The 25,697-nt window shown below is 39.9% G+C and carries 25 protein-coding genes; 2 read left to right on the plus strand and 23 right to left on the minus strand.

From position 1 onward, the window contains the following. Positions 1-32: 32 nt before the first annotated feature. From IGL48_RS13165 to IGL48_RS13210, 10 genes are all read right to left on the minus strand, one after another. Entirely contained in the window at positions 33-1,004 is a 972-nt protein-coding gene (locus IGL48_RS13165) for a ribose-phosphate diphosphokinase (RefSeq protein ID WP_002381060.1), read from the minus strand. Between the two features lie 174 nt (positions 1,005-1,178). Then, positions 1,179-1,616 (minus strand): peptide-methionine (R)-S-oxide reductase MsrB, encoded by a 438-nt coding sequence (msrB, locus tag IGL48_RS13170; protein ID WP_002354871.1) that lies wholly within the window; start codon positions 1,614-1,616, stop codon positions 1,179-1,181. A 132-nt stretch (positions 1,617-1,748) separates the two neighbouring features. Continuing rightward, entirely contained in the window at positions 1,749-2,303 is a 555-nt protein-coding gene (locus IGL48_RS13175; protein ID WP_002354869.1) for a Maf family protein, read from the minus strand. A gap of 24 nt (positions 2,304-2,327) precedes the next feature. Continuing rightward, positions 2,328-4,460, minus strand: coding sequence for a DNA mismatch repair endonuclease MutL (mutL, locus tag IGL48_RS13180; RefSeq protein ID WP_002368469.1), 2,133 nt, complete (start codon positions 4,458-4,460; stop codon positions 2,328-2,330). Between the two features lie 31 nt (positions 4,461-4,491). Continuing rightward, entirely contained in the window at positions 4,492-7,068 is a 2,577-nt protein-coding gene (gene mutS, locus IGL48_RS13185; protein ID WP_002359009.1) for a DNA mismatch repair protein MutS, read from the minus strand. Further along, a complete protein-coding gene (locus IGL48_RS13190) occupies positions 7,069-7,455 on the minus strand; it encodes a RicAFT regulatory complex protein RicA family protein (protein ID WP_002359008.1) in 387 nt (128 codons plus the stop codon). Positions 7,456-7,528: 73 nt separating this feature from the next. Continuing rightward, positions 7,529-8,326 carry a TIGR00282 family metallophosphoesterase gene (locus tag IGL48_RS13195; protein ID WP_002354864.1) on the minus strand — a complete coding sequence of 266 codons (798 nt, stop codon included), beginning with the start codon at positions 8,324-8,326 and terminating at the stop codon, positions 7,529-7,531. 159 nt (positions 8,327-8,485) lie between these two features. Further along, complete coding sequence (gene rny, locus IGL48_RS13200) at positions 8,486-10,042, minus strand: ribonuclease Y (RefSeq protein WP_002354863.1); 1,557 nt, start codon at positions 10,040-10,042, stop codon at positions 8,486-8,488. 396 nt (positions 10,043-10,438) lie between these two features. After that, the gene (gene recA / locus IGL48_RS13205; protein ID WP_002354860.1) at positions 10,439-11,485 is read right to left on the minus strand and encodes a recombinase RecA; all 1,047 of its coding nucleotides are present in this window, start codon (positions 11,483-11,485) and stop codon (positions 10,439-10,441) included. 113 nt (positions 11,486-11,598) lie between these two features. Then, the gene (locus IGL48_RS13210; RefSeq protein WP_010820333.1) at positions 11,599-12,843 is read right to left on the minus strand and encodes a competence/damage-inducible protein A; all 1,245 of its coding nucleotides are present in this window, start codon (positions 12,841-12,843) and stop codon (positions 11,599-11,601) included. Positions 12,844-13,034: 191 nt separating this feature from the next. Here IGL48_RS13210 and IGL48_RS13215 point away from each other — a divergent pair, with 191 nt between their 5' ends. Next, a complete protein-coding gene (locus tag IGL48_RS13215) occupies positions 13,035-14,240 on the plus strand; it encodes a hypothetical protein (protein ID WP_048949540.1) in 1,206 nt (401 codons plus the stop codon). A gap of 75 nt (positions 14,241-14,315) precedes the next feature. On the opposite strand, the gene IGL48_RS13220 is transcribed toward IGL48_RS13215, so the two are convergent. The 3 genes from IGL48_RS13220 to IGL48_RS13230 all read right to left on the minus strand — a co-directional run bounded on the left by IGL48_RS13220 (position 14,316) and on the right by IGL48_RS13230 (position 15,901). Beyond that, positions 14,316-14,945 carry an NAD(P)-dependent oxidoreductase gene (locus tag IGL48_RS13220; protein ID WP_161797706.1) on the minus strand — a complete coding sequence of 210 codons (630 nt, stop codon included), beginning with the start codon at positions 14,943-14,945 and terminating at the stop codon, positions 14,316-14,318. Between the two features lie 58 nt (positions 14,946-15,003). Further along, entirely contained in the window at positions 15,004-15,429 is a 426-nt protein-coding gene (locus IGL48_RS13225; protein WP_002383201.1) for an Rrf2 family transcriptional regulator, read from the minus strand. 88 nt (positions 15,430-15,517) lie between these two features. Then, positions 15,518-15,901 (minus strand): YccF domain-containing protein, encoded by a 384-nt coding sequence (locus tag IGL48_RS13230; RefSeq protein ID WP_002358999.1) that lies wholly within the window; start codon positions 15,899-15,901, stop codon positions 15,518-15,520. 163 nt (positions 15,902-16,064) lie between these two features. Between IGL48_RS13230 and IGL48_RS13235 the strand changes: the two genes are divergently transcribed. After that, positions 16,065-16,856, plus strand: a complete 792-nt coding sequence (locus IGL48_RS13235; protein WP_048949542.1) for a hypothetical protein — start codon at positions 16,065-16,067, stop codon at positions 16,854-16,856. 52 nt (positions 16,857-16,908) lie between these two features. On the opposite strand, the gene IGL48_RS13240 is transcribed toward IGL48_RS13235, so the two are convergent. From IGL48_RS13240 to IGL48_RS13285, 10 genes are all read right to left on the minus strand, one after another. Next, entirely contained in the window at positions 16,909-18,045 is a 1,137-nt protein-coding gene (locus tag IGL48_RS13240) for an ArgE/DapE family deacylase (RefSeq protein ID WP_048949560.1), read from the minus strand. A 129-nt stretch (positions 18,046-18,174) separates the two neighbouring features. Further along, entirely contained in the window at positions 18,175-19,059 is an 885-nt protein-coding gene (locus IGL48_RS13245) for an RsiV family protein (RefSeq protein ID WP_002365402.1), read from the minus strand. A 24-nt stretch (positions 19,060-19,083) separates the two neighbouring features. Then, on the minus strand, positions 19,084-19,581 hold the full coding sequence (locus tag IGL48_RS13250; RefSeq protein ID WP_002360979.1) for an RNA polymerase sigma factor: 498 nt from the start codon (positions 19,579-19,581) through the stop codon (positions 19,084-19,086). 236 nt (positions 19,582-19,817) lie between these two features. Continuing rightward, a complete protein-coding gene (locus tag IGL48_RS13255; RefSeq protein WP_002378832.1) occupies positions 19,818-21,299 on the minus strand; it encodes a helix-turn-helix domain-containing protein in 1,482 nt (493 codons plus the stop codon). Further along, positions 21,274-21,759: a hypothetical protein gene (locus tag IGL48_RS13260; RefSeq protein WP_002354843.1), complete on the minus strand. Its 486-nt coding sequence runs from the start codon at positions 21,757-21,759 to the stop codon at positions 21,274-21,276. Before IGL48_RS13260 ends, IGL48_RS13255 begins: the two co-directional genes overlap by 26 nt. A gap of 104 nt (positions 21,760-21,863) precedes the next feature. Beyond that, complete coding sequence (locus IGL48_RS13265; RefSeq protein WP_002354842.1) at positions 21,864-22,943, minus strand: DUF916 and DUF3324 domain-containing protein; 1,080 nt, start codon at positions 22,941-22,943, stop codon at positions 21,864-21,866. A 106-nt stretch (positions 22,944-23,049) separates the two neighbouring features. Further along, positions 23,050-23,808: a WxL domain-containing protein gene (locus tag IGL48_RS13270; protein ID WP_002385163.1), complete on the minus strand. Its 759-nt coding sequence runs from the start codon at positions 23,806-23,808 to the stop codon at positions 23,050-23,052. After that, complete coding sequence (locus IGL48_RS13275; RefSeq protein WP_002385162.1) at positions 23,809-24,609, minus strand: WxL domain-containing protein; 801 nt, start codon at positions 24,607-24,609, stop codon at positions 23,809-23,811. It abuts the gene before it with no gap. A gap of 4 nt (positions 24,610-24,613) precedes the next feature. Further along, positions 24,614-25,348 (minus strand): WxL domain-containing protein, encoded by a 735-nt coding sequence (locus tag IGL48_RS13280; RefSeq protein WP_002365407.1) that lies wholly within the window; start codon positions 25,346-25,348, stop codon positions 24,614-24,616. Beyond that, complete coding sequence (locus tag IGL48_RS13285; protein WP_002354835.1) at positions 25,305-25,694, minus strand: LPXTG cell wall anchor domain-containing protein; 390 nt, start codon at positions 25,692-25,694, stop codon at positions 25,305-25,307. The genes IGL48_RS13280 and IGL48_RS13285 overlap by 44 nt, the downstream gene beginning before the upstream one ends. Positions 25,695-25,697: the final 3 nt, after the last annotated feature.

The following is a 25,697-nucleotide window of genomic DNA, read 5'->3' on the forward strand; positions in this document are numbered from 1 at the left end:
ATCAGAAAAATGATGTGGGCGGTTTTTTGTAATTATTTATTTTTTGTTTCAAATAACGGACTAACTGGTTTGTTTTCGTGGATACGTTTAATCGCATCTCCGATTAATTCACCAACGCTGACTTCGTCAATTTTTGCAATTTTACGATCATCAGATAGGTAAATAGAGTCTGTTACAACTAAGCGTTCAATTGCTGAATCTTCAATACGTTGTAAGGCTGGTCCTGATAAAACGGGATGTGTACAAGAAGCGTAAACGTCTTTTGCTCCGGCTTCTTTCAATGCGTTTGCAGCAAGAGAAATTGTCCCCGCTGTGTCAATCATGTCATCAATTAAGACACATGTTTTGCCTTCCACATGACCAATGATATTCATTACTTCTGCTACGTTCGCTTTTGGACGACGTTTGTCAATGATCGCAATTGGTGCTTTTAAGAATTCTGCCAATTTACGCGCACGCGTTACACCACCATGGTCAGGGGAAACAACAACGACGTCATCGCCTTGAATGCCGTGTTCGATGAAGTAATCGGCAATTAATGGTGCACCCATCAAATGATCCACTGGAATATCAAAGAATCCTTGAATTTGGACCGCATGTAAGTCCAATGTCAACATTCTTGTTGCACCAGCTTTTTCAATCATGTTTGCAACAAGTTTAGCAGTGATTGGTTCCCGGGCACGTGCTTTACGGTCTTGACGTGCATACCCATAATAAGGCATAACCACGTTAATTGTTTTAGCACTCGCACGTTTTAACGCATCAATCATGATTAATAGTTCCATTAAGTTATCGTTAACAGGGCTACTTGTTGATTGAATGACGTAAACATGTGCACCACGAATACTTTCTTCAATATTCACTTGAATTTCGCCATCACTAAATTGTGTTACAGAGCACTTTCCTAGCTCCACACCCACAGCATCCGCAATTTTTTCTGCTAAGGGACGATTAGAGTTCAAAGAAAAGATTTTCAATCTTGGATCAAAATAATGTTTCGACATTAGAACCTCCACTTTCTATTTCAGCCAATTCGTTAAAACTGAACAATACTTTCCTTCTAAAATAATAGTAGTCCTAGCCAAATAAATCAAGAGATTTTCTGTATTTCATACAAGATATTCATCAAAAGTCGCTTTCTTCTAACTATTTTATCGTATTTGTCTAAAAAATGAGGATTATTTGAATAAAGAAAGGTACTCGCCATAGCCTTCTTTTTCTAAATCTGCCACTGGCACAAATCTCAAAGCTGCCGCATTAATGCAATAACGTAAGCCGCCTTCTTGGAGTGGGCCATCAGTGAAAACATGCCCTAAATGTGAATCCGCTTCTTGACTGCGAACTTCTACTCGGTGCATGCCGTGACTAAAATCAGCTTTTTCTTTGACGCCACGTTTTTCAATTGGTTTGGTAAAGGATGGCCAGCCGCAACCAGCATCGTATTTGTCCAAGGAGCTAAACAACGGCTCGCCACTAACAATGTCTACATAGATTCCGTCTTGGTAAAAGTCATCATATTCTCCTGAAAAAGGGCGTTCTGTTGCGTTTTCTTGTGTGACGGCATATTGAAGATCCGTCAAGGTTTGTTTTAATTCTTCTTCTGTTGGTTTTGTCATTCTGTCCACTCCTTTTCTTCTGTTCAATTTATTGGGTTCAATGATACCACGTTTGCCAAACAGGCACCTAATAGTTTGCATAGTAAAAGACAGTCCTTTCTCTTTTTAACGAATGAAAAGGACTGTCTTTTATTAGTTGAATTCTTTTAGTAGTCGGGCTACTTTGGCAATTGGTAAGCCCATAATGGCGTAATAATCGCCGGCGATTGCTTCAATTAGTAATGCTCCTTGTCCTTGGATACCATAAGCGCCTGCTTTGTCGGCATATTCTGCGGTATCTAAGTAAGCATGGATTTCCGTGTCTGTCAGTGGATAAAACGTCACGGTTGAATGAACTGTCGCGGAGCGCTCTTTTTCCCCTTGTTTCAACGTCACACTTGTATACACGTCATGTGTTTTGCCACTTAGGAGGCGCAACATGCGATAACCGTCTTCCCGAGAAGTGGGTTTGCCGAGGATTTCTCCCGCCAATGCCACAATTGTATCGCAGCCAATGACTAGTGCTTCGGGGGATTGCTCTGCTATAGCCGCTGCTTTTTGGGCAGCCATTTGCGCCACATATTCTGCTGGTAAGCCGTCTTTACCAACAGTTTCATCGATATCGGCTGGTGCAATCGTAAAAGTTGGGACCACACGCTTTAATAACTCCTGACGGCGAGGAGATTGGGATGCTAAAATAATTTGCATAAAATGATGACGCCTCGTTTCTTTTTAATGGGGGTCTTGAATGCGTTTAAACATTCGTTCCATATCTGAATTCGTAAAATGAATCAGCACCGGACGTCCATGCGGACAATTAAACGGATTTTCGCACAAGGCTAAATCTTTTAATAGCACGCGTGCTTGTTGCTCATTGAGGTAATGATTGGCTTTGATGGATCGCTTACAGCTCATCATAATGGCAGTTGCTTCACGGAATTTTTTCACGCTGACCGAGCCAGTTGTTAGCAACATGTCAATCATCTCGCGAACAATGCTTTCCTCTTCGCCTGCAGGATACCAAGTTGGGTGCGCCCGCACAATGAAACTATTTTGTCCAAAGTCTTCCAAATGGATGCCGACTTCTGCAAGGGTTTCTTTCTGCTCTTTAATTTTCAAGGCATCACTATTTGGATAATCAATAACGATTGGTACCAATAATTCTTGTAAATCATCACTGACTTCGCCAATTTTTTCACGGAAGTACTCGTATTTAATTCGTTCTTGGGCAGCGTGTTGGTCGATAATAAACAGGCCATCTTTGCTTTGTGCGAATAAATAAGTTCCGTGCATTTGACCGAAGTATTCTAACTCAGGAAAACGTTCTGTCGGTCGTTCTTCTTCCAACTTATTCAGGGCTTGTTTCAGTTCTCTTTGACTCGCAGCGCTATTGGCATCGAATTCCGGGTGAAGTTTCATTTCTTCTTGGAAAACCTCGTCAGCAGCCTCTGATGAACGCAGAGAAGGTTCTGAATCAGATACTTTAGTTACTTTCGTTTCTTTGGCTATTATCTGTTGCTCATTACTAGATGTTTCCCAATGATTTGCGGAATCAACAGCTGCCGAAGAGGTTTCGTAAGCTGACGTTTCTTCCGCTACACTCGTTGATTCTGGCACTGGCGGCGCAAATGGGTCGTCCATTGGGTCCACTGCTCTTTCTGTCTGGTTGACAGTTTCAGGGGCGCTTGAGACTGGTGTTTCGTCTGTCGCATGTTCCGCATAGAAGCGACCCGTTGCGGGATTATAGCTTAAGCTGCCCGGTCGTTGTTTTACCGCAGGTTGTTCAGTCGATAAAGGAATTTCCATTTGTTCGGCTTTAGGTTCTGGCGGTAGTTTCTTTTTAAAACGCAAATTGTCTGCCGCATTGGGAATCAACTGTTCTTGGCTCAACACTTCTTGAATCGCCTGTTCAATTAATGCCATTAAATCTTTTTCTTTACTTAAACGAACTTCTTGCTTAGTAGGATGGACATTGACATCGACTAACAGCGGATCCATTTCAATTTCTAACACAGCAATTGGAAAACGCCCCACCATTAGTTTCGAACCATAGCCGGCTACAATTGCTTTATTTAACGCGAAATTTTTAATATAACGACCATTGATAATCGTTGATAAATAGTTACGGCTGGCCCGTGTGACTTCTGGCAATGAAACATACCCTGTCAAAGTAAAATCAAGGTCTTTTCCTTCAATTTTCAACATTTTCTTTGCGGTACTAATGCCATAAATCCCGGCAATCGTTTGTTTTAAATCACCATTGCCTGTTGTACTCATCATTTTGTGGCCGTCATGAACTAAGCGAAAAGCGACTTTAGGGTGACTTAATGCCAGACGATTGACAATGTCACCGATATTAGCCAATTCCGTTTGGATCGTTTTGACGTATTTCAAACGAGCGGGCGTATTATAAAATAAATTAGAAACGGTCATTTTTGTGCCTTTACGGAGGGCTGCTGGTCGGTTTTCTTCGACCTTGCCCCCTTTTAGAATCACATAGCTGCCTTCTTCTTCCTCAGCTGTGGCAGTTTCGACAATCATTTCAGAAACCGAGGCAATACTTGGTAAGGCTTCGCCTCGGAACCCCAAACTGCGAATTCGGAACAAATCATCTCTTGTATGAATTTTGCTTGTGGCATGGCGTTTGAAGGCATTCAGTACATCTTCTTTGGCAATTCCTTCACCATTATCAATAATTTGAATGGTTTTCAAGCCAGCTTCTTCAATAAAAATATCAATTTGGGTGCTTCCTGCATCCAGTGCATTTTCCACCAATTCTTTGACGACAGAAGCGGGACGTTCAACAACTTCACCAGCAGCAATCTGGTTGGCTAGTTGTTCAGATAGTTCTTGAATTTTCCCCATTTCACGACCTCCTAACCGGTTCGGTTCCTAATTAGATACGTTTTTGCAATTGATGAAGCATGTTTAACGCATCTAGTGGTGTCATTTCTAATAGATTCATTTTCTTCAATGTGTCAATGACACTTAATTCTTCTGTTGAAACTTCTTTAAATAATGAAAGTTGCTCGGTTTCTTCATGGACTTCTGAAACTTCTTCATGATGAACTGAACTTGGAATCGTTGTTTCTTCCGCTTCTAAAGCGGATAAAATGGTGGCTGCTCGTTCTAAAAGCGGGCTTGGTAAACCAGCGATTTTAGCAACATGTATCCCATAGCTCTTATCAGCAGGTCCTTCCATCATTTTATGAAGAAAGACCACTTCGCCATCTTTTTCGACAGCGCCCACGTGAATATTCTTCAAGCCTTTTAAGGTTTCATCTAGAACAGTTAGTTCATGATAATGTGTAGAGAATAGCGTTTTGGCTTGTACTTCACGATGGATATATTCAATGATGGCTTGCGCTAGCGCCATTCCATCATAGGTTGCCGTGCCGCGTCCTAATTCATCAAATAAAATTAGGCTGTTAGGCGTGGCGTGCCGCAGTGCTTGGTTGGCTTCCATCATTTCTACCATAAAGGTACTTTGCCCTGCAATTAGATCATCAGAGGCCCCAATCCGTGTAAAAATTTGATCGAAAATTGGCATTTCAGCACTTTCCGCTGGTACAAAACAGCCAATTTGCGCCATGACCACCGTCAAAGCCAATTGACGCATGTAGGTACTTTTCCCTGACATGTTTGGTCCAGTAATCAAGAGAATATCTGTTTCTGGGTTCATGCGGATACTGTTTGGAATGTATTCTTGGTGCCCTAAAACTTTTTCCACGACTGGGTGTCGTCCTTCGACAATCGCCAAATTTTTCGTGTTACTTCTTAACGTTGGTCGAACGTATTGATACCGTTCACTAATTGTTGCAAAAGATTGTAAAACATCAACCGCACTAATGGTTTTAGCCAGTGTTTGCAATCGATCAATATTCGTTTTCACTTGTTCTCTCACGGCCAAGAACAATTGATATTCTAGTTCAACTGATTTTTCTTCGGCTTCTAAGATTAAACGCTCTAGTTCTTTTAGTTCGGGCGTAATAAAGCGCTCCGCATTAGCTAATGTTTGCTTACGCTCGTATTTTCCTTCTTCTAAATTCGCTAAATTTGACTTAGTGATTTCAATGAAATAACCAAAGACACGATTGTAGCCAATCTTCAAGTTTTTAATGCCTGTTTCTTGGCGTTCTTTCGCTTCTAACTCCGCTAACCATTGCTTACCATTACGCATGGCATCACGGTATTCATCTAATTGGTCGTTATAGCCGTCTTTAATAACATTTCCTTCAGTAATTTGTAAAGGGGCTTCTTCATTAATCGCCGTCGCAATCAATGCCACTAAATCTTCAACAGGGTTTAAGTCGACTAACAAATCATCCCATTCCCCTTGATTGATCCCGACAATTAACTGTCGAATCGTTGGTACTTGTTCTAAAGAGGTCCGTAATTGAATTAAATCACGCCCATTCACACTGCCGAATGCCACGCGTCCTGCTAACCGCTCTAAATCATAAACGTTCGTCAATGCTGCTTGCAAATCCAAGCGTTCAAAATAGGCATTTAATAAGGATTGCACCATTTCTTGACGCGTCTTAATTTGACGTTCCTGAATTAGCGGACGATCCAACCATTGTTTCAACAAACGGCCGCCCATAGCTGTTTTCGTTTCATCTAATAGCCACAAAAGAGTCCCTTTTTTCTGTCCTGTTCGAATCGACTGACTCAATTCTAAATTGAATTTAGAATAATGATCCATTTTCAAGAAATGATCTGGCTGATATTCCACAGCTTTCTGAATATGGGACAAGCTCCGCTTTTGGGTAACAGATAAATAAGATAATAACTTGCCTGTAATTTCAATTTCTAATGGATTAATCAGTTCATTGGTTAAAAAACTAAACTCGGCATTTTCTTCCACCGTTTCTTGTGTCGAAAAGATAATATTTAAACGTAAACTTAAGTTCTCTTTTAACGATTCAGGGATCCCTGAACCTAGGACCATTTCTTTTGTTTGCAACGCAGAAGCTTCGTTTAAAACGCCCTCTTCATCAGCCAAGACTGCTGTTTTTAATTCGCCTGTACTCAAATCTACATAGGCAAAACCGAACTGATTACCATCTGTTAGCACAGCGGTTAAGTAATTATTGTCTTTGGCTTCCAAGCCTTTACTATTCATCACCGTTCCTGGCGTTACCAACTGGACCACTTCTCGTTTGACCATACCCTTGGTAGTCTTTGGATCTTCTACTTGCTCACAAATCGCTACTTTATAGCCTTGCTCAATCAACGTATCAATGTAGCCTTGCGCGGCATGATAAGGAACGCCACACATAGGAATCGGATCATCCGCATTGCGGTTGCGACTGGTTAACGTCAATTCTAAGATTTGCGCTGCATTGATAGCATCTTCATAAAATAATTCATAAAAATCACCTAAGCGATAAAATAAAAACGCATCCTTGTATTGGGCCTTAATGGATAAATATTGTTCCATCATGGGTGTATTTTTTGTCTTTTGTGGCATTTAATTCCCTTCCTTCTCTAGCTCTTCGTTCACGCGGTATTGAATGAGCGCCGTGACATGTTGGACTAAGTCATTGGCTTCGATCAGTTGTTCGCGGTAGGCTACAACGAGTGGGTGCTCATCAAATTCTTTTGTTTTCGCATCAGCTCGTTGAATGGCTTCTTTTTCAGCAGTTGGTTTGCCATAGTGAGCAAATTGAACCGCATCTTTTTGCGCAGCTTTAATTTCTTCCACTAATTCTGTCAGCTTTTTGTTTTTCTTTACCTTTTCTTCAATCGCTTGGTAGCGCTGAATGACTTCATCTTGTCCAATTAAATGTAACAATTTTTCTAATTCTTTATTACTTTGTGCATCTAAATTCAACGGCTCCATTTTTTTCACCTTCATCTTTCACCGGCACTTTTTCTATAAGAGCAGAAAAAGTTAACCTCTTAATGATCCGAGATTAACTTTTCTTCTATTATTCTTGAAACGGGCGATCTTCGCTAATCTGAATCGGCTCAATCATCTTCGCTTGGCCCGTTTGGTCATCAATCTCTAAAATACAGGCAGATAAAATCGTCCGCCCTGTTTCGACTACCTCAAAGCGCTTCGGCAATGCTGTCATAAACTTCTCAATAATCGGTTCACGCTTCATTCCTAGAATCCCATCATAAGGTCCGGTCATACCGACATCACTTAAGAAGGCTGTCCCTTTCGGTAAAATCCGAGCGTCATTTGTTTGAACATGCGTATGTGTTCCAACAACGGCTGAAACTTGGCCATCTAAAAACCAGCTCATGGCTTGTTTTTCGCTCGTCGTTTCGCCATGAAAATCCACAAAAATGAGCGGTGTCCGTTTGCGAGCGATAGCCACTAGCTCGGCGGCTTTCTTGAAAGGATCTTCCAATGGCACCATAAATGTGCGGGCCTGTAAATTAATCACCGCTAGTTCCAATTGATTGACTTTCACAAAAACCATTCCTTGACCAGGCACATCTTCTGGAAAGTTCGCTGGACGAACCATTTTCTTCGCATCATCAATGAATTCAAAGATATCCTTGTTGTCCCACGTATGGTTACCCATCGTAACAACATCGACACCATCTTGCAAAAATTTCTTATAAATCTTGCCAGTAATTCCTCGACCAGATGCCGCATTTTCACCATTGGCAATGGTCACTTGTGGACGATATTTCTTCTTTAATTTAGGGACATACGTTGCTAAGGCTTCTCTTCCTAAAGAACCGACAACATCTCCTATAAATAATATACGCAAAAAGGTTCCTCTTCTCTTTTTAACATCTCTTGTTTATTATAGTTGTTTTCGCTTTGAAAAGAAAGTTTTGGTTTTAAAAGATTAAAAAAAGTGTCTCAACGAACAATCCTTGCAATTGTTCGTTGAGACACTACACGCGATACTTATTCGCTTTTTATTTTATTTCGCATAGTCTACGGCACGTGTTTCACGGATAACCGTTACTTTGATATGTCCTGGATAATCCAAGTCATCTTCAATTTTCTTCCGAATGTCTCGAACTAAACGAACAGATTCTAAATCAGAAATTTCTTCTGGTTTCACCATGACACGAACTTCACGTCCTGCTTGAACAGCAAAACTTGAATCAACGCCTTCAAAACTATTAGAAATATTTTCTAAGTTTTCTAAGCGGCGAATGTAGTTTTCTAACGATTCACTACGTGCACCTGGACGGGCTGCAGATAACGCATCTGCGGCTGCCACTAAAACAGAAATAACTGAGGTTGCTTCCACATCACCATGATGCGAGGCAATGGCATTAATAACTACTGAATTTTCTTTATATTTCGCAGCTAATTCTGCGCCAATCTCAACGTGAGAACCTTCAATTTCATGATCTAATGCTTTCCCAATATCATGTAGTAAACCTGCACGTTTGGCTAATTGAACATCTTCGCCTAATTCGGCGGCTAAAACGCCAGCTAGTTTTGCTACTTCGATTGAATGGTTCAAGACATTTTGACCATAACTTGTTCTGAAACGTAAACGGCCTAAAATTTTAATTAAATCAGGATGTAACGTATGAGCACCTACTTCAAAGGCTGCTTGTTCTCCGTATTCACGAATCCGTTCATCCATTTCTTTACGTGATTTTTCTACCATTTCTTCGATACGAGCGGGATGAATCCGACCATCTTGGATTAATTTTTCCAAGGTCATTCGAGCGATTTCTCGTCTGATTGGATCAAATCCAGATAACACAACCGCTTCTGGCGTATCATCAATGATTAAGTCAATCCCTGTTAATGTTTCCAATGTACGAATATTACGTCCTTCACGACCAATAATGCGACCTTTCATCTCATCATTTGGTAAAGTGACCACGGAAACAGTTGTTTCAGAAACAGAATCGGCGGCGCAACGTTGAATTGCTAGGGAAAGCAAGTTCTTCGCTTTGCGATCAGATTCTTCTTTGGCACGTTGTTCTGACTCCTTGACCATCAAGGTTAGTTCATGATTCAACTCTTCTTCTGTTGACTTCATAATAATCGATTTTGCTTCTTCTTTTGAAAGGGAAGCAATTCGTTCTAATTCTTGATGTTGCTGATTAATTAAGTTTTCTACTTCTTTTTCTCGCTCATCAATTAATTGCTGTCTAGCACCAAGTTTCTCTTCTTTTTCTTCCAGTGAGCCTTCACGTTTTTCAAGAGAGTCATCTTTACGATCCAACGTTTGTTCCCGTTGAATTAAACGATTTTCTTGAGATTTAAGTTCTAATCTGCTTTCTTTCAACTCACTTTCAATTTCTGAACGATACTTCTGGTTCTCTTCCTTAGCTTCTAGCAATGCTTCTTTTTTCAGTGTTTCTGATTCTTTCCGAGCGTTCTCGAGAATACTCGACGCTGAAATTTTTGCACCATTTATTGCTTTATCATGACGTGACTTTGCAATAACAAATCCTAAACCAAGACCGACAATCAAACCGACGATAGCGAGGAGAATATTTAAAACCATATTTCCACCTCCATACTATCTTTTTGTTAATTCATATCTTGTAGTTTTTTGATAAACTAAAATCAATTATCAATATGCCTACTTGCATATTTGTGCATACACACAATTTTATTCTAATGTTTGTCGCGAAAGGTGTCAACTTAAAAAAGCCCTTTCTTTTGGAAAGGGCAGCAAATATTAGACAACGTCACATTTTTAGGTTTCCGCCGTCACGAATTGTTTAAATTTTAGAACAAACGCCGCATAGTCTGCTGTTTGACTAAGCTGCTTGATGTGGATGGGTTCGGACATGGACAACAGTCTATTTAACAATTTAGTTCTAAACAAAAAAAGACAACACCTGTCCTGTTCAGTAAGTGTTGTCCTTCTTCTTAACGAGTCGTATTCACTCGTTATCTATTCATCTAAGGGTAATTCTTCTTGACCTTCTGCTTCTTCTGTAATGGTTGAACCGTCACCGATGCCGTATGCATCACGGACCAATTTAGACACTTCTGCCATCATTTCAGGATGATCCGCCATGTATTGTTTGGCATTTTCACGGCCTTGGCCAATTCGTTCTTCTTTGTAGCCATACCAAGCACCACTTTTACTGATAAGGTCTTTTTCCACAGCCATATCTAGTAATTCGCCTTCTTGGGAAATCCCTTGGCCATACATGATATCAACTTCTGCCACTTTAAATGGTGGCGCCACTTTGTTTTTAACGACTTTAATTTTTGTGCGGTTACCGACGATGTCTGTTCCTTGTTTTAACTGTTCTGCACGACGGACTTCTAGACGAACCGTTGCGTAGAATTTCAATGCACGTCCACCAGGAGTTGTTTCAGGATTTCCGAACATCACGCCAACTTTTTCACGAATTTGGTTAATGAAAATAGCAATTGTTTTTGTCTTATTAATTGAGCCTGATAATTTACGTAGTGCTTGAGACATTAGTCGAGCTTGTAAGCCGACATGGCTCGCTCCCATCTCACCATCAATCTCTGCACGAGGAACTAACGCAGCAACCGAGTCGATAACAACGATGTCAATCGCACCACTTGAAACTAAGGCATCGGCAATCTCTAAGCCTTGCTCGCCCGTATCTGGTTGAGATAAAAGTAATTCATCGATGTTAACGCCTAGTTTCTCCGCATATTGAGGATCCAATGCATGCTCAGCATCGATAAAAGCGGCTGTTCCACCATTTCGTTGCACTTCTGCAATTGCGTGTAAAGAAACAGTTGTTTTACCTGAACTCTCAGGACCATATACTTCAATAATTCGGCCACGTGGATACCCACCTACGCCCAATGCAACATCTAACGCTAAAGAACCACTAGGGATAGTTGAAATTTTTTGATCAGCTTTTTCGCCTAATTTCATAATAGAACCTTTCCCAAAGTTCTTTTCAATTTTTTTCAGTGCGGCATCTAAAGCCACTTTACGATCATCTGCCAATGGATAATCCTCCTTTAATTTATATAAACTTATTTTTCATTTCCTGTTAGTAGGTCTATCATATCTCTTTTGTACCAAAAAAGCAAGAAAAAACCGAACAAACATTCGCATATTTATTTTTTATTAATGATTCGTCGCCGCAAAAGATCTAACCCTCGCATAACCGCACTCTGTCTAATATAATTTCGATCACGGTTAAAATGGAAACATTCTACAACAGTTGGTTGGCCTTCTTCCGCCAGCCCAATCCAAACAGTGCCTGTCGGTTGACCTTCGATTGGGTCACCAGCGACCCCAGTAAATGATAAACCATAGTTAGATTTAGCTAACTGACGCGCTTTCTCTGCCATTTCTTTGGCACACGCTTCACTTACCGTGCCATGTTCTTCTAAAAGTTCATGAGAAATTCCTAAAAAGTTCTCTTTTGTTTCTTGCGAATACGTCACGAAGCCTCCCTTAAAAATCTTCGAAGCACCCGCAATTTCCCCCAGTGTACTTTGGAATAGGCCAGCAGTGAGGCTCTCAGCAGCCGTGACGGTTTGTCCGTTTTGTAATAACAAATCCACTGTTACCTTGGCTAAACTATTGTCATCCCCATACCCATAAAAATAGTCTCCCACTTTAGCTAAAACCTTTTCTTCCGTCGCTGTTAATAATTCTTCGCCAGCTACTAAGTCTTTTGTTTTAACTGTTAAACGAAGTGTCACTTCATTAGGCTTAGCATAAGGCGCAATGGTTGGATTCGTTTGGTGCGCAATCAACGATTGAATCTCGGTCACCAGCTGTGATTCACCAATCCCATAAAAACGCAAGACTCTTGAAATCAATTGTTCTTCTTGTGGAAACGCATCAATCAATAAAGGTCGTGCCGCTTGTTGGAACATCGGAATTAATTCATTGGGTGGTCCTGGTAAGAGCAAATAGCTTGTTGTGCCTTCTGTTACGAAAGAACCAACCGCTAATCCTGTCGGGTTTTGAAGAACTTGTCCACCTTCAATAGCTAACACTTGTCGTAGATTATTTTCCGTCATTGGCCGCTTAGACTGTTGGAAAAACTGGTGCAAGCGGTTCAATCCTTCTTGATCTTCTACTAATGATTTATGGAGATGTTGTGCGACAACTTGCTTGGTTAAATCGTCTTCTGTAGGTCCTAGCCCTCCACAAAGGACAATTAAATCACTTCTTTGTTCTGCTTCTGTTAGTAGCGTTTCTAAGCGGCCGCCGTTATCACCAACAACGGTCTGATAGTAAACATCGATGCCTAGCGCAGCTAACTCTTCTGATAAAAAGGTGGCGTTGGTATTCACTACTTGTCCCAGTAATAACTCTGTTCCGACTGCAATGATTTCTGCTTTCATTGATTTCCCCTTCTCTAATAACATACGTAGTTAAACTCACTTTCCATTTTAGCACAACAAAATTTTTACAAAAGAATTTGAGCTTCAGGAAATAATTTTTTTATCAGGAAATTTATTAATTATTACGAAAAAAATGTTCATTTTCTCACAATACATTGTATAATAACGTTATATCGAAAGGAGAGAAATGAATGAGTGTAGTAGTAGGACTTTTGGGTCTATTAGGGTTACTTGTCAGCGGGGGACTGACTATCAAAGCATTAATCAAGAAACAACCGAAAAAACAATATGGCTATGCCGCATTAGCAAGTGCCGCTCTATTTATTGGTGGGGTTGCCACGACAGATTCTTCCCCAACGCTTTCACTTGATGCAGAGAGTGTTGAAACCGATGCCAATGGCTCAGCCACCATCAAAGGCGAATACGACGGCAACAGCAAACTAACGGCCAATGGCAAGGAAGTAAAAACGAAAGACAAAACGTTTGCTTACAAAGTAAAACTGTCCGATGAAAAAACGCAAAAAATCACCTTTGTGGCTGAGAAGAAAGATACCAAAGTTGAAAAATCAGTCGAAGTCACACCGTCAAAAGAATTTATTGCGAGCATCACAGATTCTGAGCAAGAATTGGCCAAAACAGAAAACGCCTTAGCTTACGCTGAAAAACAACCTTCTCAGAAAAACTATGATGAAGCCGCAACCTTAGTATCTTCATTAAGTCAAGAATACGAGGAATACAATGATCGCCTTGAAAAAATCAAAGAAGCAGTACCTGTTGATGAAGCAGTTACAACTGCTGAAAAATCCAAAAGTAAAAGCGATTATCAAGCAGCTGAAAAATTAGTAGCTGCTGCCCCAGTTGGCAAAGAAGGATTTCAACAACGTTTAGCGACTGTTCAAACCGCTATCGCTGAAAAAGAAAAAAATGAACAATTAGTCGCCAGTGCGACAGCCGCTGTTGAAAAAGCTGAACAAGAACCAACCAATGAAGCTTACTATAATGAAGCGATCAAACAAATTGACGCTTTAAACTCCCCAAATCAAGCTTTAACAAAACGGGTAGCCGTTGTTAAAACTCAATTAGATGCCCACAAAGAAAAACAACGAAAAGAAGCAGAAGCTCAGAAACTAGCCGCTGAAAAAGCGCAAAAAGAACAAGCCGAAGCGGCAGCAAAAGCGCAAGCTGAAGCAGAGGCGCAACAAGCCGCACAGGCGCCGGCGGAAGTCGAGACGGCTGCTGCGGAAACACCAAGCGGTAACGCCTTAATTAAAGGGTCACGTGGTAAAATTTATCATGTACCAGGGAGCAGGTATTATGATCAGACTACTAATCCAGTAGCTTGGTTCTCTACTGTTGAAGAAGCAGAGGCAGCAGGATACCGAGCACCCAAACAGTAAATACATTAGCAATAATTAATCAAACAAGAAAATGGGGCCTCCGTTAAAACAACGGAGGCCCCATTTTCTTGTTTTTTATTGATACACACTAATTCGTTGATTTGGGTGTGCATTACTTTCCACTTCATCTAACATGGCAACGGCGTAGTCTGCGTAACTAATGTAGCTGTCACCTTGACTATTGGTTGTTAATTCTTCGCCAGCGACTTCATAATGGCCTGTCGCAGGACCATCAGCATCAAACATGGCTGCAGGACTAATATAGGTCCAGTGGATGTTTTGAGCTTCTTTCAATAAGTTTAAAGCTTCACCCATCGCCGAAGCTAATGGCTGAATTTCTGCTGGGAATGATGGTGTATCTTTTAATTGAGTTGTGTGTTCTGGGTCCACATACAAGGTTCCAGCGCCCCCAACGACAAACAAGCGCGTTTTTTGATTGGTTAAAATCTCAATCAAATGCTGGGTAGATTTTGGGAAATCTTGCACATCAGGGAATCCTAAGGCACTAATTAATACATCAAACGCTTGAATATCTTCTATTGTTAATTGATAAACATCTTTTTCAATGGTCGGTGTGCCATCTGTTATTTTTGAGGCATTACGAATGATGGCTGTCACGTCCATCCCGCGACGTTTAGCTTCTGCTAAAAGTAATTGTCCTTCTTTTCCTGTTGCTCCTAATACTGCTACTTTCATGTAAATCATCCTTTCATTTTTAAATAGAACTAAAATAGTTACATTTAATGCTTTAAAAGTAGAGAGATTACTTATCTCTCTTAACTTCTATTTCATGAATCACATCTGCTAAGGTAATGCTTTTTAATTCTTCTTCCATTTTTTGTTGCACTTTAGTAAATTCAGTTTCTAGTACCGATTGGATATTTGCCCCAACGGAACAGTTTGGATTAGGATTTTGATGAATATTGAAAATCTCTCGTTCCAATTCAACCGCTGTATAAATTTCATACAGTGAGATCTCTTCTGGTTTCTTTAATAAGGTATTTTTATTGGCTCCACGCATGGAATGAATCAAGCCGGCTTTTTTTAACTGACTCATTAGTCGTCGAACAACGACTGGATTCGTATTCACGCTCGAAGCAATGTATTCAGAAGTCACTTGTTCTTGAGGACCTGTTTCAATCAAACTTAAAATATGAATCGCAACACTTAATTTCGTTGACATGGCCATGTCTAATCACTCCAAACTAAATGTAACGTTATTTGTTACATTTAAAGAATACGCTGTTTCGTTTTATTTGTCAATGAGAAACCTCTGACTATTCAAAATAAAAATCATTTGTTGAAACAACACGGGCCCCAAACGGCATTAACGCTAATTTCGCCAATTTAAAGGATTGTTGCCCAAACGGAATACCGATGATTGTCAGACAAAGCAATAAGCCACTAATACAATGTCCAATTGCTAATGGTAGTCCACTGATAATCAGCCAAATAATATTTACCACCAAAGATACGCCGCTATCACTATACACGACTCGCTTTTTAAACGGCCAAAAGCTCAACCCCGCTAATTTAAAACATTGTAAACCAATCGGAATACCGATAATTGTAATACACCAAATCACGCCTGCGAATAGCCAAGATAAGCCACCAAAAAAGCCGCCAAAGATGAACCATAAAATATTGCCAAGTGTTTTCATTCTTGTTCCTCTACTTTCCTCATTAAAAATTATGTATGTGAGTAAGTATACCACGAAAGCTTCTTTTTGTTTCAAACAATATTGTAAGGTCGCTGACTCGTTAAAAGACGAAGACGCTATTTCATGATACAATGAAGAGACTAACGATAAAGGAGCAGACTTCATGGACTTACATTTAACCGTTGATCTAAAAAAAACAAAGACACTCATTGATTTAGCCGATCAGGCCCACTTAATCATTGAACAAACAACTAAATTACCGAAAAAAGAGGCAGCGATTCTTTTCTTGCTAAGAGATAACCAACTAGTTGCTTTAGGACTTGCTGAAGAAAAAGCTACATATAAAGAAGTTTCTTTTGATCACTCGATTTTATTGAAATCGACTTGGGACACAGAACTTGCCTATTTAGCGCAAGCTTTCCTAGATGATGCGAAAGAAAGTGGTTTAACATTGGAAGCGACCCCAACGACAGTCAAAATTCCGAAAAGTGCGGTAGCGACAGTGACTAACTATAAAGAAACAGTCATCTTTATCTTGGAACGTTTTGGCTACTCTCTGTTTAAAAAAACGGCGCCGAAGAAAGCCAGACCAGCCAAAGCACGCCACAAATGGACAAAAGAAGTCAGCCAAATTCCTTTTTATATTGATACTCGACAAAGCAAAGCAACTGTTTTTTGGCAAAAGCGCAATGAAATGCTTATTAAAGCTGGCGCGACAATGATGCCCGAAGCCCCTTTAAATAAAGACGGGTCTGTCGGTTTCTCCGCTAGATTTGGTGAAAAACTTCGTGATGAACGCAAGAGCCAATTTAAAGACTTTGTCACAACGGAAGATATCGTCTTAAAAAGCGTTAATGAAGTCGGCTTGTTTCTCTATTTTGCTGGAACAAACAGCTGGTTAGAGCTAGTTGATGAGAACGGCAAAACCTTAAATGAATGGACTGTGGTGGAATAAACCTTATAAAAAATGTCGCACCTGATTTTTATGATTCAGGCGCGACATTTTTTTAATTTAAATAACTTTTTGCTATCGCTTGATACTTATCAATCATATCTAAATAATTATCAATTTCGACATATTCGTCGACTTGGTGTGCAGTAGTGGTCACACCTGGTCCAAAGACAACGCAATCAAATGTATTGTCTGATTTAGTAAATTCAGCTAAGTCTGTGGTCCCAGCGCTTGTCACTAATGGTAATGGTTGATCAAATTGGGCTTGAATGGCTTGAATTAACGCAGAATCTTTCTCAGCTTTTACAGGAATTTTATTGTAATCAATCGTTAATTCTAACTGATGTTTTTCTTTTTTGTTCAATTCATCGACAATTTTTTGTAATAATGCAATGACTTGGTCGTTGCTGAATTCTGGAATTGAACGGATATTCCCTTGCAAGGCTGCTTGACCTGGAATACTGTTCACTTGTGTGCCACCTTTAATGACGGTTACATTGTGAATCGTTCGACCTAATTCAGGATTTTCATAGTTTGCTGTGACTTCCGCCATTTGTTGGTTTGCTTCTGTAATAAATTCGTTCAAATTATTAATCGCGTTAATGCCTTCTTCTGGCATCGAACTGTGGGCTTCTTTTCCGTGTGACACAACAGAATAGTTAATTGAACCCATGTGCGCATACATCAAGTTATAATTGGTTGGTTCTCCAATGACTAAGGCACTTAAATCATCCGCATAGCCTTTTTCAGTTAATTGGCCAGCACCTAGCTCACCGACTTCTTCACCAACTGTACCTAAAAATTTAACCGCTCCATTTAATGGAACTTCCTTTTCTTTTAATTCAATCATTGCTAAAACCATTGCGACTAAGCCGCTTTTCATGTCCGTTGCGCCACGGCCATACAATTTATTTCCTTCAATATGGGCCGCAAATGGCGGGAAAGTCCATTGACTTTCGTCCCCTTCAGAAACCACGTCCATGTGGCCACTAAACCCTAAGATTTTTTCTCGGTTTTCACCTAAATAAGCAACCAAACTACTACGATTTGGTGCATAAGAAACAAGTTCAGAAGGAATCTCATATTTCTTCAAAAGATTTTGTAAATAGATTGCCACTTCTTCTTCGTTTCCATTTACAGATTTAATTTTAACCACATCTTGTAAAATACTAATTTTTTCTGATTTTTCCATTGCCATTCGCCCTTTCTTGTTATGCTTAATTCTAGTGTACGCTTCTCTCAGTAAAACCGCAACTGACTTGGTTAGGTCAGTAAAAAACACGCGACATTTCTTAAAACTGTCGCGTGTTTTTTGCTGAGTTTATTTTAAATAATTAGGCGCTGCCAATTCATTCTCAATGACTTGATTAGGAATCACAAATTCAGGGGTGCCCATATAGTAAGGCGCAATCTCTCCTTGAGGAAACACAATCACTAATTGGTGTTTTTCATTGATATAGAAAGGTTGGTCCTTTTTAATTTTTTTGAAGGGTTGAACATCACTGGGGGCATCCTCTTTTTCGGACCAGTATATTTTATTGCTATCGTTCTTCATTTGGTCTGCTATTTGTTGTTTAATTTCACTACTAATGACATCAATGTAAAAATCATTTTTAAAAATTAAGGGGAGTGAAACGACAACATTGGCTCGTTTGTCGATGGTGTCATATTTCGTTGTCGTCGCAGAACTGCCTTTAATTTCTGTGAAGGTTCGTTTGACCACTAGGAAGCGACGGTCGTCCACGACTTTTTCATAATCTCCAGTGACTGAAACACGAGAACCATCAAACAATTGCCCTTTGACTTGTTGAAATTCTGTTTGGGCTTCTTTCAAGTATTTTTTGTTGAGCGTGTCGGCTACTGAAGATTCTTGGGATGTTTGGATTTTAGGGACATCGATGTTTACTTCACTTTCCTGTTTTTTCGCTGTCAACGTTTTGATGGTGACTAATTGAACAATTTTATCTAACACAGGAATGTTGCGGGCTGCTTCACTAAAACCTGGAAACAAATTGACTGATAAGACAAAGCCACAAGCCACTACTAGACTACTTTGCAGTGAGCGGTTTCTAAAACGAAGCCAGGTGTACCGCTTTTTCTCTTTATGAAAACGCGCTTTGACTTCCGCTTGTAGATCCGTTGGCAACGGTTGTTGGCGGTATTCTTTTGAAAAGTTTTTAACAACACTTTTTACAAAATCTTCCATTATTTTTTCGCTTCCTTTCTTTTACTAATTCAATAGACTTCGGAGTTCATTCAAACTGCGGTACATCTTCGTTTTAATCGTGTTTTCGTTAATATCCAGGATCAAGGCGATTTCTTTTAGCGTAAATCCTTCAAAAAATTTTAATAGAATAATTTCACGATTGGGACTATCTAATTGATTAATAATTTCTTCAATTTCTAAAAAACTGCGTTGGGGATTATTTAAAAGGGCTAACACATGTTCATCTTTTTCAATATGAACAGCTTCTCGTTTCTTTTTACGCCAATAATCTGTCGCTACAGAAAGCAGAATTCGAAAGAACCACGCGTCAAAATCCTTAATATCGGGTCCTTTTTGGATGGCCTTCAGTGCCTTTTCAAAGCTTTCTTGAATCACATCCAAGGCATCTTCTTTCGAATGTGTATAGTTAAAGGCAATGCGATACATTTTTTCATATTTGGTATCCACAAGCGTTTCTAACGCGCGAATTTGTTTTTTTCTTTTCCAACCATCGAAAACCATCGATTTCTGGAACCTCCTTTCCTGTACACTTATATAGACGAATCACAAGCATAAAAAGTTTCAACTTTTTTATTATTTTTAATTTTTATATTCTAAAAGAAAAAGCGTGGTACAAAAATCACTTTGGATTTTTGCTTCACGCTCAAAATCTGATAAACGGCGGGAACAGAACCAGCTCCTTCGGAAATAAGCCGAAATTATCCAAAAATTAAAGAACAATTTCCGGAAATTTCTTCTTATTTCTCGGAGCTAAGCGGTGCTGTCCCGACCTTGTTTTCTTCTCCCGAGTGCGGTCTTAGTGCACTCAGCGTTTTAATAAAATGCGACCAATCAACAGGACGTGGTGGCGCTAGCCAAATAATTTGAGTAATCTCAGGCCAATCGACAAAATGAATATCCGATAAAATTAATTGTACACTTTCATCTACATGTGCTTTGAAAATGATATTCCATTCCGTAATTTTTTCAATATTTTTTTGTATCATACGATTATAGGCTTCACCAAAGGAAAAGTCGACACACAATGTAATCGGAGCCAAAACTTTTTTCAATGGTAACGCATCCACCATTAACAACAGATACCGATAAAATAAAAACTGTCTGGCATCCCAAACAGCGGGATTCGTTTTTTGTTCTTGAATAAATTGTCGACTAGCAGAAAAATACTCTGTATACGTTTCTGCAAAGTAGGTTATATCCATTTTGCGATAACTATAGTTTGCTTCTATTGGAAAATGGAACAATTTAAAATGTACGATTGTTACTTTTTGTTCAAAACCTTGCAGGACTTCCTCGGAAAGCTGAAATTGTATTTTTAAATAGCTTAACAAGTCACGATTCAATTGTTGAATTTCTGCAAATCTTTGGCAAAGTGCTGCTGAAGCTACTTGAAGCCACTCTTCAGCAATTAAAAATAAGAGTAAATAATTGCCTTCGTTTGTTCGTTGTGGTTCTGGGATTTGAAGACTCTCTAACCAATTGAAAACATTCTGCTGATTGTCACCGGCTAATTGTTTTAACACTTGCGAATCTACTTTTTTCTCTACATAAAACTGTTGCTGCGTTCGTACTAAAGAAACCGCCAAAAAATGAAAACATTTAGCTTGTGCATAGCCCGCACGCTGATTAAGATGAACCTTCTCAGAAAAAAATAGCTCAAAGTTCCGAATCTGCTCTAAAACTTTTTTACCGTACAATGAAAAATCACGTTGGTATAATTGTAAAAAAACCAGTGTTGTTACTTCGCGTAAATTGGTTTCATTTCCCACCAAGTGAAATTCTTTATTAATTGTAATTTGATAATTTTCCAGCATTTTCTTTAATTCCTTGAACTCCTTATAAGCCAATGTGTGACTAACAAAGTGTTCTAACGCAAACTCATTCACAGAATCAAAACGCTGAAAAAAGAAATCTTGAAACATAGCAAAACGTAACGACTCTTTAATATAGCAATCAATCAAGGTAGCGGAAGTTTCCGTTCCTGATTCATTAAGCGTTAAGAAAATACCATCGCTCACAATTTGAAAATCCTCTGATAAACCAAATTCAATAAAATCGGCATTTAATTCAGCGACCGTTTTGTTCACGATAAATTCAGATAATTCTAACTCCTGCATTACGGTTTCTTTTGACTCTGTTAACATCGGTGCATTTTCCAGTAACTGAAATAAGGCGATTTTTCTTTTATCCACTTTATTTAAAAACATCATCAATATCATAGACTTCTCTCACATCCATTTTTTTCCCATACAATCCATTTCCTGAAAGAAAGTACCCAACCGCTGCTAAATAGCTTTCAGATTCTTCATCGCCGCCTGCACCAAGTCCGTTAGGAAAGACAAAATCTTTATTCACTTGTAGGGGATGAGCCGTTGTTTCTTTTGTTTGTTTCTTTTTTTCTTTTGACATTGCCGGTTTCTCCACAGGTTTGTCTTTTTTCTTGGGTGAAGGCTTTTTTTCTTCAGAAGGAACCGTAGTTTTTTGATCTTCCGGAGGGGTTGGCGCAGGTTGTTCCGGTTCTGACTTTTCCTGAGGGGTGATTGATTCTGGTTTTGGTTGAATTTCTTCCGTTGGTTCTAAGGGATTATAAATAGGTGTCGCCAATGTTTGAATTGGTTCTATTTCGACAGCCGTAAAAATTAGCAAAGAACTAAATAAAAAAAGATACTTTTTTCTCATGGCTTCTCACTCTCTCTACCTCTACTTTATGGGAAGCAATTCCTTGTAAAAGTACCTTTACTTTTACAAGGAAAACCCTTTTTGTCAATAGATAGCCCTTTTTATTACTCAGATTGTTGTTCTTCCTCTTTTTTCTTTTTACGATACAAGAAGAAAATCAATAAGAGCAGCGCTAGAATGATTAATGCAATCAGTAGATACAACCACCAATTGGTTCCTTTAATGGTTACGTCTTTTTCATTTAATTCTTTAGCAACGTCCCCAGAAATAGTAAATTCTTTTGTAAATTCCCATTTGTACAGGTACCGTTCTTCACCATTGGCACCTTTGACTTGATAGGTGCCCTTTTCATCTTTTACACCATAGGCCGTTGATTTCAAGACATATTTTCCTGGCGTTAATCGTTCCCCTTTTAAAGAAATTGGGTAACTAAAGTTAGAGTTTGGCGCCACTTGCATATCCTCAGTATCGGATTGGTAAAGCGTTTCGCCTCCTTTTGAAACAGTGTTGATTAAATGTAATTGGTTTAAATAGGCCGCTTGTGGGTTTTGTAAAGAAACATTGATGACGTTTCGCGCGTTGACTTGGCCTGGTTTAACCCCCAGTAATTTTAAATCTGGTTGAACCTTTGTCTCATTTTGCTGAAGAATAATAGCCACAACATAGGAGTATTCATTATTAATAGCTAACCCTTTTGATTGATCCGCAGAAGTCGTTGTTTCTTTCTTTTTCTCTTTGAGTGTTATACCGCCAGCCATCACGCCATCAAAAGAATCTTTAGGCATCGTAATGGTTAAAGGTAAGGTCTTTTGGGAATGCTTCGGCAAGATGATTTCTTTCGGTGCTTCCACATAATCTTTTAAGTTAAAACGTAAGGTTTTGTCAGGTTTGATCCCGTTTTGGCCATATTCTACTACGCCATTTAAATTTGTTGTCGCTGAGTTCACCGTATTTTCAATGGTAATGTCTTCATCTGTATCATTGCGTAACTGAATTTCTACGGTTTGTTTGGCACCAGGCGCCATTTTTAAGTCAAAGTAGGTTTTTGATTTATCCACTTGATTTTCGGGAATTGTTGGTGTGACCGCAAAATTAAATTCAGAAGCGTGCGCCTCCACGCCAATCCAGCCAAATAACATACAAGCGATTACCGTTGCATATACTTTCCATCTGTTCATATTCATTCTCCTATGTCTGTCATTCTTTGTTGTATTATAAGCACCAAAAGACCGAAAGATAAGCCAAAAAATTTTTGACCTATATCCCGATCTTGCGTGTATGCTGTCGTTCTTAGTTTCCTGTGTTAGCAGGTGTATCTGTCAAAGTCCAAGTAAAAGTTGTCGTGTATTTTTTCGCATATTTTGTGGTTGAACCAGGTACTTCTAATGAAATACTTGTTTTAGCGGTATCTACACTATCGCCCCAGCTCATTAAGTACGTACCCGCACCTTCTTTATCGCCAGCAGCCATGACCACTGATTCAGCCCCAGTTGGGTTTAATTCAATCGTAGCTGGCGCTGTCGTTGGCTTTGCAGATTGTGAAGCTGAAACCACGCGTCCGTTGCTTAAAGTTACTTTGGCCGCTGTTAGTTCTTGGTTGGCTTCAGTTTTGAATTGACCATTTTGTTTTACTTTTAGCGTCCAACCTGTCTCAGTCCCACGATTATCTGAGACTTGAACAAAGTTTGGGCCTTCTTGGTCGGCACCAGCGTTATCTTTGTATTTTTGTGTTTCTGCATAGTAGGTCATATTTTTTGAGGTAATCGTTTGTTCCCCAAAAGATAAGCTAGATGCATAGTCAATGGATAACGGACCTGCTGTCCCTGGCTTAGGCCCTGTCGGATCAGTTGGATCAACTGGTGTAATTGGTTTATCTGGGTCTGGATTCGTCGGATCAACTGGATTCGTTGGGTTCGTATTTGGTGCAAATTGAATCGCTCCGTTTGTTTGGTATTCACCACCGTCGACTGCTAATGCACTCATTGGTACAAGTGCCAGTGCGCCTAAAGTTGTGGTTGCCATCAATGTCATTACTTTTGTCTTTTTCATTTATTTCCCTCCATTATTTACTGGTACATCTGAAAGTAGCCAAGTCAATGTTGTTTTATATTGTACTGCATCCTTAGGGGTTTTCCCAGGAACAGTTAGTGAGATTGCCCGTGTGATTGTGGCATTTACTTGCTGTCCTTGTTGATTTTTTTCGGTCACTTTTTCTGCTTGCCCCCACAGCGTGATCCACGTTCCGGCGCCGGTCTTTTCTGGGGCTTGCATGACAACAGTTTCTGCGCCCGCAGCATCTAATTGAATGTTTGCGGTAGCAGTTGGCGGCAATACGTCCGTCGCATTTGAGCGAACACTGGGCTCAGTAAAGGCGACGGTGGCGCCTGTTAATTCTTTGTGTAATGTTTCTGCATTACGAAATTGACCATTTTGTTTCACTTTTAAAACCCAGCCAGCATTGGTTCCCCGTAAATCACTTACTTGTACATAATTAGCAGTTGCCAATTCACTTGCTGAACCATCTGGATTTTTATAGGTTTGCGCTCTGGCAAAATACGTTTGATCCTTATTCGATATCTCATTACTCCCAAAATCCAAACTTGAGGCATAATCGATGGAAAGTGGCCCAGGTGTGCCTGGATTAGGTCCATCAGGATTCGTTGGATCGACTGGTCGAACTGGTTTTTCTGGATCGGGATTTTCTGGATTTACTGGATCCGTCCCATCTGTGCTTGGGGTAAAAACAATCGACTGTTCGCTATCAAAAACGACCGTCGCCGCTTCAGCAGGAACAGTGGCGCCAAGCAACATTGTTCCGAATAACAAGGAGTAGACGACTGTTTTTTTCATTTACTTAGCCTCCAACATTCGTTGGTACAGATTTCAATGTCCATGTTAAGGTCGTACGATATTCTTTTGCTAATTTAATCGCTTTACCTGGGACATTTAATTTCACGGCAGTAGCACCTTCTGTCGCATCTTTCCCAAAACGATAGACCCAAGTCCCCATTCCTTTGCCATCTTCTGCTTTGACTAATTCTACTTCTGTTCCAGGAACAAAGGTATGTGCTGCTGTTGGTGTTGGCGCGTATGCAGCATCAACAATCGATGTCACACCTGCATTGGCAATCGATAAAGCGGCCCCAACTAATTCTTCATTTTGGGCTGTTTTGAATTGCCCATTTTGTACAGCGCTTAACGTCCAGCCTTCTTGTGTCCCACGTTTATCCGTTACCTGAACATAGTTGGGACCTGTTGTTCCATCTTTAAATGTTTGAATTTGTGCGTAATAATCTTTCGTATCGGAAGTGATTTTTTGGGCGCCAAATTGAAAGCTTGAAGCATAGTCAATTGATAAGGGGCCTGCAGTCCCTGGTTTTGGTCCAGTTGGGTCAGTTGGATCTTCTGGTTCAACTTTTTCATCTGGATTGGTTGGGTTAACTGGCTTCGTTGGATCTGTATCTGGTTCAAATGTAATGGCGCCATTACTTGTATAGTTCACGTTAATGTCTTCCGCAAATGCTTGTTGTGTCGCTAGGACACCGCTAAATCCTACAATCCCTACTACTGCTAATACTGTTTTTTTCATCTTCTCTTCTCCTTTTAATAAATAATATGCCTATAGTGATAAGGCTGATTCCCAAATAAATAAATGGTGCTTGATTGGTGGTACCTGTCGCTGGTAATCTTCCTTGTCGCGACCCATATACGCCAGAAGAAAGGACGGATGAAGCGCCTCCGTCAGCTGGCTTGGTGGGTTCGGTCGTTGTGGAAGAATTACTAGTCGCTGTTGTCGACTCTTCTGTGGGATATTCATACGTTCCATAAAAGGAGACAACACCACTATTTTCATAAGCTGCTTCCCCAAACGCAGTGTCTGAATGACAGAAGCTGAAAAGACCTAAAAAACAACTAAGCAAAAGGTATTTTTTCATCTC

Source organism: Enterococcus sp. DIV1090 (genome assembly GCF_050537975.1).
GTDB lineage: Bacteria > Bacillota > Bacilli > Lactobacillales > Enterococcaceae > Enterococcus > Enterococcus faecalis.